Here is a 14,117-nt window from a genome sequence, read left to right on the forward strand (position 1 = left end):
AGTGCTAAATGAATCGGGAGGCCAAAATGAGTAAATTAAAAGTTGAAATAAATGAAAGAATTAAAAAATTACAAAATAAAATGCGCGATGAAGGGGTAGAAGTATATATTATTACTGATGCTGAGGATATTTGGTATTTCACGAATATTGAATATAGCCCAGAGCAACGCCCGTTTTTATTTTTAGTATATGCTAATCAGGCACCGCTTTTTATTGTTCCAAAGCTAGAAGTATCACATGTTCAAGTTAGTTATTTTGAATATCAGATTGATAGCTATTTTGATGTGACCTCTAAATCCGGTGATAATTGGTATGATAAATTAGCAACGCATCTTAAGGGTATTAATCATATTGCGATTGAAAATAATGCACCGCTTTATATCACTCAGCCATTTGCGAAGGAGTGGAAAGTAGAGAACTGGGCCAGTCAATTGAGAATGGTGAAAAGCAATTATGAGATTGAAAAAATTGAAAGAGTTTGTAAAATTGCCAGTAATGTGGTGAATAAAACGTTGGAAATTGCTCAAACGGGTACGACAGTATTAGAAACTTATATGATTCCGAGTAAATATTTTCAAAAGGAGCTGGCGCAGTACCAGAGTATCCATAATAGAACTCAAAATGCTGTTTGGCCCGCCGAATTTAGTTATATGCCTCACAGTATTCCAGAATTTAATTCAAAAATTGGGGTGGGTGCTAATGTTAATATTGCAATTTTTAAATTGGATGGCTATGCAGCCGAATGTGAACGTACATTTTTCACTGAAAAACCAACAGCAGAAATGATTTTTTATTTTGAAACAATGATGCATGCTCGTTCGATTATGCTATCAATGCTTAAGCCCGGGGTTCAGGCCTCAGCTATTGAATCAGCAATTATGGCTTATTTTGAACTAGAGGGTGTGGCAGACAAAGTCTTACATCGTCCGGGTCATGGTATCGGCTTAAATAACCATGAAGAGCCGACCCTTTCTCAAGGTAACGATACTGAATTGGTACCCAATATGGTTGTTTCGGTAGAACCAGGTTTATATGTTGAGGGATTGGGTGGATTTAGACACTCGGATACTGCTTTAATTACGTCTAATGGTTATCGACTTTTAACTGAGGCGCCACTGGATTTAGAATCGCTGATACTTTCCTAAATTAAGTAACGAATTGTATCCTAAAGCTACTTGATTCATTTATAAGCTAATCTAAAAGCTAAAGTCATACTTGCAAGTGCGATTAAGCAAATCTTATCTACTGGAGTAGTCTTTATTTGTAATTTATAGAGCAGTAGCGGCTATTTTCAAAACGGTTTTTAATAAGTATTTTTCCAAAAGAAGCAATTGAATGGCATAGGTTATGTATATTAATTTAGCTTCTAATGTTCAATAATATAAAAGCGTTGATTCTTTCTTAATTGAGTCAATGCTTTTTTATTGTTGATAAAGAATTTGTTTTATAATCTCGGAGTTTAATTGTGTATTTTTACACTGAAATGTATAAATTAGCTTATTGTGTATACAAATATTGAAAGCTAGCCAGTCGATTGTAAGCGCAACCATTGTTGGCTATACTAATTATAGAATAAAAAATGAGCTATTGGAGGTTTGTTATGAAAGAGTATTTGCAAAAATTAGGAAAATCATTAATGATGCCAATTTCAATAATTGCGGCTGCGGGGATTTTCTTAGGATTAGCTTCTGTTTTGCAAAATCCGGCGATTGTAGGGGAAAGCTTTACCTCAATAACGGCGGTGCAAAATGGCATTGGTTTTATACGTGCTATTGTTAGTGCATTATTTGGCAATTTACCAATTTTATTTGCTGTCTCAGTGACAATTGGTTTGGCGCGATCTGAGAAAACAACAGCAGCATTTTCAGCGGTTATCGGTTTTATTTTAATGCATATTACGATTAGTTATTTTTTAAATCTAAAAGGGATTAATGCGAGCACCTTTTCAGTTGAGGCATTGGTTGAATCAGGTAAATCAACCTTAGATGCGACTCGAATGGCATCTTTATATGAAACTGTTTTAGGTATTTTTACTTATCGAATGAATGTTTTTGGTGGTGTTGTAGTAGGTATGCTTGTAGCAACCGTTCATAACCGTTTTTATCGGACGGAGCTACCACTAGCGATTAGCTATTTTGGTGGTAAGCGTTTGGTACCAATTATGACCACAATTTTCGCACCAATTCTCGGAATTCTCATGTATTTGATTTGGCCATTTTTGGGATATGCAATTGAATCAATCGGGACATTAATTTCTGAAGCAGGTCTTTTTGGGACATTTATTTTTGGTACCTTGGAGCGCTTATTAGTACCTACTGGGCTACATCATATTTTGAATCAATTAGTTCGTTTTACGCCCATCGGTGGTACGGCTATGATTGACGGTGAGCAAATTGTTGGTTCTCTCAATATATTTAATCGACTATTGACAGAAACCAGTCCAAATATGGATATTATGCGCGAAGCAACACGATTCTTAGCACAAGGTAAAATTCCATTTATGGTATTTGGCTTGCCAGCGGCTTGTTATGCGATGTATCAAACTGCTCGTCCATCTCAAAAGAAGCGCGTTAAGGGGCTGTTGCTTGCTGGTGCCATTGCTAGCTTCATGACGGGGATTACGGAACCGATTGAATTTTCATTTATTTTTGTTAGTCCAATTTTATTTATTTTTCATGCTTTAATGAGTGGTCTTTCATTTATGCTTACTAGCTTATTAGAGGTTTCAATTGGAAATGTTCAAGGTGGTTTTATTGATTTAGCAGTCTTTGGTGTGTTGAGAGGCACTGAAACTAAGTGGTTCTTTGAAATTATTATTGGTATTTTTTATGCGCTAGCTTATTATCATTTCTTTAAATTTATTATTATTCGTAAAAATATTAAAACGCCGGGCAGAGAGGATTTGGAGGTTAACTCTATTGCTCCATCTGTTGAAAAAGCGGATAATCAAGCAACGAATCCAGCACAGAGCTTGGGAGAAATTATTATTGATGGGCTAGGTGGACGTGAGAATATTGTTTCGATTGATAACTGCTTTACAAGATTAAGATTAGTTTTAAAAGATGTCAGCCTAGCAGATGAACAGAAGCTTAAATCAACTGGTGCGGTTGGACTTTCAAAAATTAATGAGACTAATCTCCAGGTGATTTATGGGCCTCAAGTAGAATCAATTGCCCTTAAGGTCAAGGAAGCTGGACACTTCTCAGAAGATTAGTCTTTAGTTCAGGCGAAAATATCAGGATAATATCGCTTGATATATTCTGTGAAAAGCGTGTTGACTAAATAATGAAAGCTTAAGCGATCGGCACTATCTAAGCCATCAATAATCAGCTTGCTAGTTAAACCATAAAGCTGATAATCGGAAATCTTACTGAGTCTGTTGGTAGAAAAACCTGTGATACTGACTGTTCGTCCGCCATTTGTCTTGACAACATTAAGTGGCTTAATAATATTTTCGGTTTCACCAGAAATGCTAAAGGCGATACAAAGATCCGTCGGGGTTAATTTTTTTGCAGCATGTAGCATTAGATGAGGCTCAATAAAAGTTAAGGTTTGTTTGCCAATCAGCTTGAGATAGCTATCTAGCTCTTCTGATGGTAAGCGTGATAGACCTACGCCTAAAATTAATATTTTATCGGCCTGATGAATTAGTCTGATGATTTCCTGTACGATTTCCGGATTTAGCAATTGTTTTGTTTTAACGATTTGTTGATCTAAAGAGGTAAAGTCAGCAAAGCTTTGATGTTCGTTTTGACTGATGAATAGAGCGTCCTTAAATTCAGAATAGCCACTAAAGCCTAATTTTTTAACCATTCTAGTAATTGTATTAGGTGCAGTGTAGAATTGGGCAGCAACAGAGCGAATGCCCAGCTGTTTGATATTTGAGTGCGCTAGAAGAAATGCTAAAATTTCCTCTTCATTTGCATTAAGTTTTAGTCGATTTTCTTTTAATAAGTCATAAAAATACAAAATTGATTCACCTCTTTTGATAACTTTAACTAAAAAAATAAAAAAAGTCTACTACCGTGGATATAATAAATGGAGGCAATATGTCTGTTATAAAAGAAAAGATAAATCAACATTTAGAAGCTATTTATATTGATAAGCAACTTGATGAAGCCAAAATATTATTTGATGAATTATTTAATCAATTTGAAAAGATTAATTTTAAGCAACGAACAGCGATTACGCACGAAAATGTTTATCTAATTACCTACGGTGATAGCTTCATTGAAGGGAATCGTCCAAGTTTACAGGTATTGGGTGATATACTAAGAGACAAATTAGCCGATATCATCTCAGATGTTCACCTACTACCGATGTTTCCATATACCTCTGATGATGGCTTTTCGGTAGTTGATTATTATCAAATTCAAGAGCGTTTGGGTGATTGGGATGATATTGCCCAGCTGTCTCATCAAAATCGGCTAATGTTTGATTTTGTGGTTAATCATATGAGTCAGTCTAGTGAATGGTTTCAAAATTTTTTAAATAATCAGTCGGATTTTCAAGCGGCGTTTGTTGAATATGATGAAAATTTTGATGCTTCAAAAGTAGTTCGCCCTAGAGTTTCCCCACTTTTCCATGATTATCAGCTTAATCAAGATAAGAAGCGAGTTTGGACGACCTTTAGTGAAGATCAAGTTGATACCAATGTGCGTGATCCAAAAATGTTGGCGCGCTTGACAGAGGTATTATTAAATTATAGTGCCTTAGGTGCGACTTCAATTCGTTTAGATGCTATTGGTTTCATGTGGAAAAGTTCAGGGACTACTTGTATGCATTTACCGCAAACACATGAAATTGTTAAATTATGGCGAACGCTATTAGACTATTTTGCACCTCACACGCAAATTATTACCGAAACGAACGTACCTCATCAGGAAAATATCAGCTATTTTGGTAATGATGATGAAGCTAATCAAGTTTATCAATTTCCTTTGCCACCGCTCACTTTACATACTTTTATCAGTGGTAATGCTCAAAAAATAAGCGACTGGGCAAAAACAATTCATCGAGTTAGCTCAAAAGCGACTTATTTTAATTTCTTAGCAAGTCATGATGGCATTGGTTTGCGACCTGTAGAAAATATATTATCTGAAAAGGAAATTAATCAGATGGTAGCACACGTTGAAAAAAATGGTGGTAAGGTTTCAATGAAAACAAATACAGACGGTACACAATCTGTATATGAAATGAATATTAATTACTCGGAGGCATTAAAAGATTTAGCACATCCTGAAGAGACGCCACAGAAGATGCTTGCGGCTCATGCCATTTTACTATCTTTGATGGGTGTACCAGCAATTTATTACCATTCAATTTTTGGCTCCAAAAATGATTACCAAGGTTTAAATGCTTCGGGTATTAATCGTCGCATTAATCGTCAGAAGCTTGAAAAAAATCAATTGTATCAGGAACTGCAAGCAGATGCCTATCGTCAACAAATTTATCATGGTATTGCGCAATTAATTAAAATTAGAAAAAATAACTCAGTCTTTAGTCCCTACAACGATCAAGAGATTTTAGATTTGGATACAAGACTTTTTGCGGTTAGAAGAAGCTCTAAAGCAGGTTCAATTGTATCCGTCGTTAATATCAGTCGCGAGTCAGTTATATTGCCAAAAATCAGTGGTAAGGACTTAATTACTGATCTGCATTTTGAGGAGAATCAAATATTAGCGCCATATCAATATGTATGGCTAGAGGAGTTTGTATGAAAATTGTCATTGCAATCGACAGCTTTAAAGGAAGCGCGAGTTCGGCAGAATTAAATCAAGCGATTGCGGACGGTATTCGTGTCGTAAATCCTAAAATTAAGACGGATACTGTTAGTATCGCTGATGGTGGTGAAGGTACAATAGAGGCGATTTACTCATGCTTAGGTGGCGATTTTATTACTGTTTCGACCGTTGACTTGATTCATCGTCCAATCGAAGCGACCTATTTACTAACTGAGTATCAAGACGCTAGGCTAGCGATAATTGAAAGCGCGAGTGTGATTGGGCTTGATAAAACGATTCCTAGTCCTGAAATTGTTGAAACGGCCTCGACCTTTGGTTTAGGTGCATTGGTTAAAGATGCCATTGAAAAAAAAGTAGATAAAATTATTTTTACCTTAGGTGGTAGTGGGACTAATGATGGTGGCTTGGGATTATTATTGGCATTGTCCGATTGTGAAATGCCATCAAGAAATCCATTAATAGATTTAACAAGCTTACCAAAGCTTACCCTACCAATAGCTTTGGTTGGTCTATGTGATGTTGATAACCCTTATACAGGTACGAACGGCTTTTCTGAAATTTTTGGTGCTCAAAAAGGTGGTCGTAAACAGCAGCTAGTAGAATTAGACCAAAAGGCCAAGGCCTTGGCTGCTCAATTTGATACTGATATTAATCAAATTGCTGGCTCGGGTGCCGCTGGTGGACTGGGCGGTGCAATTGTGATGCTTGGTGGAACGTTGGCGCCAGGATTTAATACGATTTCAGAAATGCTTGACATTGAGCGAAGGATTGCGGAAAGTGATTTAGTGATTACAGGCGAGGGTAAATTAGATCAGCAAACTGCTAGGGGAAAGGTGCCGGCCGGTGTTGCTACGCTTGCGCAACGTTACCAAGTACCTGTTGTCGCCATTTGTGGTTCAATTGATGATGATTTTGAAGGGGATGCTAAGTATATGGCGACTTTTAGTATCCAAAGACGCCCGATTAGCTTAGCAGATGCGATGGTAAAGGAGCGAACATTGATTAATATGCGTTATTTAGCGCAAAATATGATTCACTTAATGCAGGTAGGTGAGCGAATTGATTAAAGGTATTGCTGTAGATTTAGATGGTACGTTTTTAGATGATCAGCGTAGCTATGATGTTGCTCTTTTTCAAGAGATCTATTCAAAAATGTGTGAACAAAACCGATTGTTTATTGTTTCATCGGGCAATCAAATTCAGCGAATAAGAGCACTTTTTCCGAAAATTTCCGAAAATATAGGTATTATTTCCGAAAATGGCGCCAATATCGTTTATCGCAATCAAACAATCTGTCAACAATTTATTCCACAAGCAGAATTAACGTCTCTATTGGAAATAATTGATAATAATCCTTTATTTAAGGACACCTTTTTAACTATGTCTGGTAGTCAGCACGCCTATTATTTAAAAAAATATGATTGTAGCTACAAAGAAAAAATTAGCTTATTCTATCAAGATATAGTAGAGATTGATGATTTTAGTCAAATTGAAGAACCAATTTTAAAACTAGCATTTAATTTCAAGCCTTCTGTTATTGATGACTGTGTAGCAATGATTAATCAATATTTTAATCAAACGTTATATGCAGTGACAAGTGGTCATATTGCAGTCGATGTTGTGGTAAAAGGAGTTAATAAAGGAACTGGTTTAGAGCGGTTATTAAAGCATATTGATATTTCATCTGAGGATGTGGCAAGCTTCGGTGACAATATGAATGATTCTCAAATGATTGCAAAGAGTGGTGTTTCTTTTGCGATGGGTAATGGCAAGCCAGAAATTAAGTCGCTTGCAGATGAAGTAATCGGTACCAACAATGAGCAAGCTGTTTTATTAAAAATTAAAGAAATATTAAATGGTAACTATGATAAGGAGTGAGTCATGTGTTTGAATTCTTAAATCGAAAGGAATATGCTATTTATTCACCGGTTGATGGGGAGGTTGTGTCTCTTGGGCAAATTCCAGATGCGGTGTTTAGTCAAGGAATGATGGGCGATGGGTTTGCTGTCATACCAGAAAATCAATTGGTCTATGCACCCTTCAATGGGGAGGTTAAAGCTATCTTTCCATCAAAGCATGCCATATCACTTTATACACCGAGTGGTATTGAATACTTAATTCATATTGGGTTGGATACAGTTGAACTGAACGGTGAAGGATTTGAAATTTTAGTTAAGGAAGGAGATTTATTTAATCAAAACCAACCCTTAGCAAAAGTTGATTTTGATTTCATTGCTTCAAAAAACAAGGATACAATGGTTATTGTTGTTTTTCCAGAGCTCGAAAAGAGAAAGCCAGTAGTAGAATTAGGGAAGCATACTCATGGTCAAAAAATTGGTATGCTGCAAAAAAAGTAAGTATTATGAATAAGTAAAAAATAGCATAAATAACGATTTTACGTTAATTTATGCTATTTTAATGCTTACTGATGTGCATTCACTTTATTGCTCTGATTCATCCTTATGCCAAAAGTCAGTAATTGCACCCTTATCTGCACTAGAAACGATATGCGCATATTTACCCAATACTCCTCTAGAGTGCAATGGTGGGATATTGGTCTCCTTTTGACGCTTAGCTAATTCTTCATCTGAAACTTGCATCGTCAATTCTTTTGTATCTTGATCTACAGTCACAATATCACCTGTTTTTAAGAAGGCGATTGGTCCACCATCTTGCGCCTCTGGTGCGATATGACCTACAACTAGACCATAGGTACCACCTGAAAAACGACCATCGGTAATTAAAGCCACTGTTTCACCTTGTCCTTTTCCGACAATCATACTTGAAAGTGAAAGCATTTCAGGCATACCTGGTCCACCTTTAGGACCAACATAGCGCACAACAACAACATCACCGTCAACAATTTCATCTGCCAAAACAGCTTCAATGGCCGCTTCTTCGTTATTAAAGACCTTAGCTGGTCCAACGTGACGGCGCACCTTAACACCAGAAACCTTGGCAACGGCTCCCTTGGGTGCAAGATTGCCGTGTAAAACGATTAACGGGCCATCTGCTCGTTTGGGATTTTCTAAAGGCATGATGACCTTTTGCCCAGCCTTTAGTGACGGAACCTCAGCGAGATTTTCTGCAATTGTTTTACCTGTTACAGTCAAGCAATCACCATGGATAAAACCATTTTCATATAAATATTTCATGACCGCAGAAACGCCACCAACCTCGTAAAGGTCTTGGAAGACATATTTTCCACTTGGTTTTAAATCAGCAAGATGTGGCACCCTTTCTTGAAAAGCATTAAAATCATCCAGTGTTAAATCAACGTTGGCCGCGTGTGCCATTGCCATTAAATGCAGGATTGCATTAGTTGAACCACCTAAAGCCATCACGACCGTAATTGCATTTTCAAAGGCTTTTCGTGTCATGATATCCTTTGGATAAATACCTAATTCTAATAATTTCAAGACTGCTTCGCCAGCAGCCTCAACATCCTTGAGCTTTTCCTCTGTGATTGCAGGGTGTGAGGATGATCCAGGTAAGCTCATGCCCATCGCTTCAATTGCTGAGGCCATTGTATTGGCAGTATACATACCACCACAGCCACCGGGTCCAGGACAAGCATTGCATTCGATTTGGCGTAATTCCTCTGCGGTGATGTCATTATGATTCCATTTACCAATGCCCTCAAAGACAGAGACCAAATCAATATCCTTACCATCTAATTTACCAGGTGCAATTGTACCCCCGTAGACAAAAATAGAGGGAATTTGAGTATTAGCAATGGCAATCATACAGCCAGGCATATTTTTATCGCAGCCCCCAATCGCAACAAAGGCATCGCAATTATGACCACTGACTGCTGTTTCGACGGAATCGGCAATAACGTCACGAGAGGGTAGAGAAAAACGCATACCAGGCGTACCCATGGCAATACCATCAGCAACTGTAATTGTTCCAAATTGAACTGGCCAGCCGCCAGCTGTTACAACGCCCTTTTTAGCAAGTTGACCTAAATCATGAAGATGAATATTACACGGGGTATTTTCTGCCCAAGTACTGATAACGCCAACAATGGGTTGCTTAAATGCTTCATCGTCCATTCCTGTGGCACGTAGCATAGCTCGATTGGGCGATTTAACCATGCTATCGTAGACATGGCTGCGAATACGAATATCTTTATTTTGAGTTTCTTGTTTCAAGGGAAATGCCCCCTTTCTGAATTTTCTGATTTTTTATGCTTGTATTTATCTATTTAAGCTTATTTTATTAAAAAGGTCAATCATTTAAGAATGATAATATAGTCGAAAAAAAAAGAAAAAGAAGCAAAAAATGCTTGTTAAATATTGGTTTTCATGGTGAAATAAAACATATTACATTTTCAGAAGAGGTGCTTTAATGATGCGTGATGATATCAAAATAAATGAACGGGCAAGTGAATATGCTCAATTGCTAGTTGAAAAATTAGAAACGATTATGGATCCAGAAATTGGACTTGATATTTATAATCTAGGTTTAATTTATGAAATGAATCTGGATGAGCATGGACGTTGCAAGGTGGTATTGACATTTACAGGTGCTGGCTGTGGCTGTATTGATTCTGTTCCGGGTGAAATTCAACAAAAGCTGGCAGAAATTGAAGGTATCAACCGAGTAGCTGTTGAGATTGTCTGGTCACCAGCATGGCAAATTACTCGAATTAGTCGTTTTGGTCGAATTGCTCTAGGTGTTAATCCAAATTAATCTAATATTAAAATAAAAAAAGCCCAAAATGATTGTTCGCATTTTGGGTTTTTTGTTAATTTTATTTTTAAAAATAATTGTTAACAATTTAGCAACAAATTGACAATATTTTGTGAATATATTGGCTGTAGGATTTAATTATTCTAAAATAGAGGAGCTAATCAGATGGCACAAATTAAAAATATTGAATTAAAGCAGCTAGAGAAAATTAGAACTGGACAGTCATTTTTATATCGCAAACATGGCTTTGAGAGTATGGTGATTGAAATTAAAATGAAGGATAGGATTGATCAGTCATGCTTAGAAAAAGCTGCGGAGAAATCATTTCAAAGATTTGATTATTTAACACAAAGTTTTTATGAGTCAGCAGGTGATTTTTACCTGATAGAAAATCGAAAGCCGTTAAATATCAGAAGAAGTGCGACCTTATTACCGCTTGGCGGACGAGCAGTTAATTATCATCTAATTGATTTACATTTTTGGCAAAGTAAAATTTTCATAAGCTATCACCATGGCTTATGCGATGGACGAGGAATAATGCCCTTTGTCAGAACTATATTATATTATTATTCGATTTTAAGGTATGATCGTCTCTTCCCTGATGTTGCTGTTCAAAAGGCGGGGTCGCCCTATTTAGTGAATGAATTAAAGGAGCCAGGCTTTGTTGAGATTGCCCAAAATCCTCAGGCTGAAAGCGTTGAAATTATCAAAAATGGCTATTCGCTTCCAGAAGCGGCTGAACAAGAAACTCGCCTTTCATTTTCTTATAAAACCGCTCTAAAAATTAATAATCAATCATTGCTCAGCTATTCAAAATCAATTGGGGCTACACCTGCTCTGGCCTTTGCCCTTCTCTTTGCCAAGGCAATTAATAATCAGAGGCCAGCTAGTGAAATGACTGCTGTCAACTGTAATTTAATTGTTGATTTGCGTGCGGGTGCTGGCTTGGAGAATAGCTTTAGAAACTGTGTTAGTAGCCTATCCTTAAATTTTGAAGCAGGGGACGAAAAAGCTGCTGAAGCGACAATTAAAAGGCATCGTCAGCAATTAAACGACTATAAAAAGCAAGAAAACTTGCAACAGGAGCTTGGAAAAATTCAAGGCTTGAGCAATCAGCTGGATTTATTGGATAACTTTCGTGCCAAGCAAGCCAAGCTTTCCTTTTTTGATAATTTATTATCAGATACCTTTATTTTAAGCTATATTGGAAAAATTGATTTGGGGGAAATTGAACGAAAAATTGAAAGTATCCATACTTATACAAGCGGCACGCGTGGCCTTTCAATCGAAATTTTAGCAACAAATGATGCTTTCTTTATTGATATTATGCAAAGCTTTAGTAATTCTGACTATTTAAAACAGTTACTTGAAATATTTAATCAATTAAAAATTGAATATGAGCTTGAAGCAACTGAAAAAATCAGTGTACCTAGAGATAGATGCCATATGAATGAAATTAAATAAGTATTTTATGAAACAATTTATTTAATATTTTAGCTGATAATGTTAAGCTATCCTTAATTATTTCGATATTAATGTAAAAAAACAAGATTATTATCTTTTTTATGGAATGTATAGATAATTAGGCGACAGGCATTCAAGTGATAAATTATAATTTTACGCTTGTTTTTATTGGTAAGCCGGGTGTTGCGATTTTAGCTTTCTTGATTCATAGTAATGAAGTATTTAAATATCAAGGGTTTGTCTCTCGTAGTATTGTTTGTTAGTTAACATTTTTAGCTGAAAGCTTGCTAGTGACGGCTCGATATTGGCACGTTTTGGTATACTGATAGCATTAATACTTATCAGGCAGGAGGGGTGATTGTTATATTATGAAAAGTAGCTTAAAGACACATAAAAAAAAGCAGATTCCAACCCGCTTTGTTTGGGCGATTAGTGTTACCTTTATACAGACGGCTGCGATTATTGCAATGGTGCTACTCTTAAAGCTATTCGTACCATATTTTGATATTGCGATTATTTTGACACAAATTTATGTTTTAGGCACGATTGTGAGCTCAGATGAAAATCCTGACTTTAAGATTCCTTGGTTATTAGTTGTACTTCTATTACCTATTGCCGGTTTTATGATTTATTTTATTTTTGGGAAGCGCGACCTTTCCAAAAATTATGTTGCGAGAATGGAGAAGGCTGAACGCTCACTGCAAAAATCGGGAAATGATTACCTAAAAAAATTACAAAAGGTAAGTCCTCAAGCATATGCTGATGCGCTTTTGATTGAAAGGCTATCTGAAAATGGCTTATACATGAATACGCAGGTTAATTATTTTCCGTCGGGAGAAGCGGTTTTTGAGTCAATGCTTACAGATTTGAGACACGCTGAAAAATTTATTTTTATTGAATCATTCATCATAGAAGAAGGCTTGTTTTGGAATAGTATTCTGGAAATATTGCTTGCTAAGGTAAAAGCAGGTGTTGAAGTAAAGGTAATTTATGATGATATTGGTAGCATGCTGACTTTGCCGGGTGATTATTATCAAACGCTGACTCAAATGGGCATTGAAGCAGTTCCTTTTGCTTTTTTAAAGGGTCAAGCATCCAGTGAATTCAATAACCGTTCTCACAGAAAAATCATGATTATTGATGGTCAAATTGCTTATACGGGTGGTATTAATCTAGCTGACGAATATATCAATGAAATTGAAAAATTTGGATATTGGAAGGATGTTGGTATTCGTTTGAATGGTGAAGCAACAAACGAGTTGACTAATTTATTTTTAATAGATTATTATACCAATCAATTAGATGCATCGCTTGATTTTAGTAAATATTATCTTGCGCAGCCAGTGGTCAATGATAGCTTTGTCTTACCATTTGGTGATGGACCGAGTCCAGTTTATAGCAGACATGTATCAAAACAGGCAATTATTAATTTACTAGCTTCAGCTAAATATTATGTCCATATCACGACTCCGTATTTAATCGTTGACGATGAATTAGCCAATGCAATTGAGAGAACAGCTTTAAGAGGTGTTGATGTTAAAATTATCACTCCGGGAATTCCTGATAAAAAAATTATATTTGCGATGAGTCGTGCTAATTATGTACGTTTACTTAATTCAGGTGTAGAAATTTATGAATACACCCCCGGCTTTATTCATTCGAAAATTTATTTAGCAGATGGTCAGGTAGGGATTATTGGAACTGTTAATTTAGATTATCGAAGCTTGGTACATCACTTTGAAAATTCTGTATGGCTCTATCAGGACGCTGTCTTAACTGAGATTGAAGCAGATTTTTTAACTACCCTAGCTGAATCGAGAAGAGTGAGTTTAGATGAATTGAAGAAGGATCCTTTGCATAAAATTATTAATATTTTATTGCGGGCGTTCAGTCCATTGCTTTAATAATAGGGAAAGTGACATGGTTTGGAAGTGCAACTACTTTTTGATACAAAATAAAAAGAGCGACTCAATTTAATCTTGCTGATCGGTATTCGACGGGCGAAAGATACCCTAATTTGGATAAAATTCTATTATGATTCCAAAAATAGATGTATTTTTCTACAATATCGATTACTCTAGTATTAGAGCCTATCGGCTCTTTTGAGATGTAGAACGTTTCTGACTTTAGTGAGGCATGAAACGACTCTATTGGAGCGTTATCTGAAGGTGTACCCTTACGGGACATACTTTGGATAACGTTTTTCTGTTTTAC

General features: G+C 36.3%; 13 protein-coding genes. 10 read left to right on the top strand and 3 right to left on the bottom strand.

Features of this window, described 5'->3' with window-relative positions; all coding sequences use genetic code 11:
• Positions 1–26: 26 nt before the first annotated feature.
• Both HOY35_RS12150 and HOY35_RS12155 read left to right on the top strand, forming a co-directional pair.
• The gene (locus HOY35_RS12150) at positions 27–1,145 is read left to right on the top strand and encodes a Xaa-Pro peptidase family protein (protein WP_172214074.1); all 1,119 of its coding nucleotides are present in this window, start codon (positions 27–29) and stop codon (positions 1,143–1,145) included.
• 455 nt (positions 1,146–1,600) lie between these two features.
• Positions 1,601–3,214, top strand: coding sequence for a PTS transporter subunit EIIC (locus HOY35_RS12155; protein WP_172214072.1), 1,614 nt, complete (start codon positions 1,601–1,603; stop codon positions 3,212–3,214).
• An 8-nt stretch (positions 3,215–3,222) separates the two neighbouring features.
• Here the strand turns inward: HOY35_RS12155 and HOY35_RS12160 are convergent, their stop codons facing one another.
• A complete protein-coding gene (locus tag HOY35_RS12160; protein WP_172214070.1) occupies positions 3,223–3,969 on the bottom strand; it encodes a MurR/RpiR family transcriptional regulator in 747 nt (248 codons plus the stop codon).
• A gap of 80 nt (positions 3,970–4,049) precedes the next feature.
• On the opposite strand from HOY35_RS12160, the gene HOY35_RS12165 reads away from it, so the two are divergent.
• Genes HOY35_RS12165 through HOY35_RS12180 form a run of 4 tightly spaced genes read left to right on the top strand, consistent with a single transcriptional unit; the run spans position 4,050 to position 8,101 of the window.
• A complete protein-coding gene (locus tag HOY35_RS12165; protein WP_172214068.1) occupies positions 4,050–5,720 on the top strand; it encodes a sugar phosphorylase in 1,671 nt (556 codons plus the stop codon).
• The gene (locus HOY35_RS12170; protein WP_172214066.1) at positions 5,717–6,811 is read left to right on the top strand and encodes a glycerate kinase; all 1,095 of its coding nucleotides are present in this window, start codon (positions 5,717–5,719) and stop codon (positions 6,809–6,811) included. The genes HOY35_RS12165 and HOY35_RS12170 overlap by 4 nt, the downstream gene beginning before the upstream one ends.
• Entirely contained in the window at positions 6,804–7,622 is an 819-nt protein-coding gene (locus HOY35_RS12175; protein WP_172214064.1) for a Cof-type HAD-IIB family hydrolase, read from the top strand. The genes HOY35_RS12170 and HOY35_RS12175 overlap by 8 nt, the downstream gene beginning before the upstream one ends.
• Before the next feature lie 5 nt (positions 7,623–7,627).
• Positions 7,628–8,101, top strand: coding sequence for a PTS glucose transporter subunit IIA (locus HOY35_RS12180; RefSeq protein ID WP_172214062.1), 474 nt, complete (start codon positions 7,628–7,630; stop codon positions 8,099–8,101).
• Positions 8,102–8,185: 84 nt separating this feature from the next.
• On the opposite strand, the gene ilvD is transcribed toward HOY35_RS12180, so the two are convergent.
• Positions 8,186–9,898 carry a dihydroxy-acid dehydratase gene (ilvD, locus tag HOY35_RS12185; RefSeq protein WP_172214060.1) on the bottom strand — a complete coding sequence of 571 codons (1,713 nt, stop codon included), beginning with the start codon at positions 9,896–9,898 and terminating at the stop codon, positions 8,186–8,188.
• Between the two features lie 199 nt (positions 9,899–10,097).
• Here ilvD and HOY35_RS12190 point away from each other — a divergent pair, with 199 nt between their 5' ends.
• The 4 genes from HOY35_RS12190 to cls all read left to right on the top strand — a co-directional run bounded on the left by HOY35_RS12190 (position 10,098) and on the right by cls (position 13,807).
• Positions 10,098–10,439: a metal-sulfur cluster assembly factor gene (locus HOY35_RS12190; protein ID WP_172214134.1), complete on the top strand. Its 342-nt coding sequence runs from the start codon at positions 10,098–10,100 to the stop codon at positions 10,437–10,439.
• Between the two features lie 165 nt (positions 10,440–10,604).
• Positions 10,605–11,903: a hypothetical protein gene (locus HOY35_RS12195; RefSeq protein WP_172214058.1), complete on the top strand. Its 1,299-nt coding sequence runs from the start codon at positions 10,605–10,607 to the stop codon at positions 11,901–11,903.
• Between the two features lie 137 nt (positions 11,904–12,040).
• Entirely contained in the window at positions 12,041–12,166 is a 126-nt protein-coding gene (locus tag HOY35_RS13635) for a hypothetical protein (RefSeq protein WP_283770061.1), read from the top strand.
• Between the two features lie 105 nt (positions 12,167–12,271).
• Positions 12,272–13,807 (top strand): cardiolipin synthase, encoded by a 1,536-nt coding sequence (cls, locus tag HOY35_RS12200; RefSeq protein WP_172214056.1) that lies wholly within the window; start codon positions 12,272–12,274, stop codon positions 13,805–13,807.
• 64 nt (positions 13,808–13,871) lie between these two features.
• On the opposite strand, the gene HOY35_RS12205 is transcribed toward cls, so the two are convergent.
• Positions 13,872–14,117 (bottom strand): IS3 family transposase (locus tag HOY35_RS12205; protein WP_172285821.1); only part of this gene is annotated, 246 nt, incomplete at its 5' end.

The sequence above is a fragment of the Enterococcus sp. MMGLQ5-1 genome (genome assembly GCF_013155265.1).
In the GTDB taxonomy this organism is placed as follows: domain Bacteria; phylum Bacillota; class Bacilli; order Lactobacillales; family Streptococcaceae; genus MMGLQ5-1.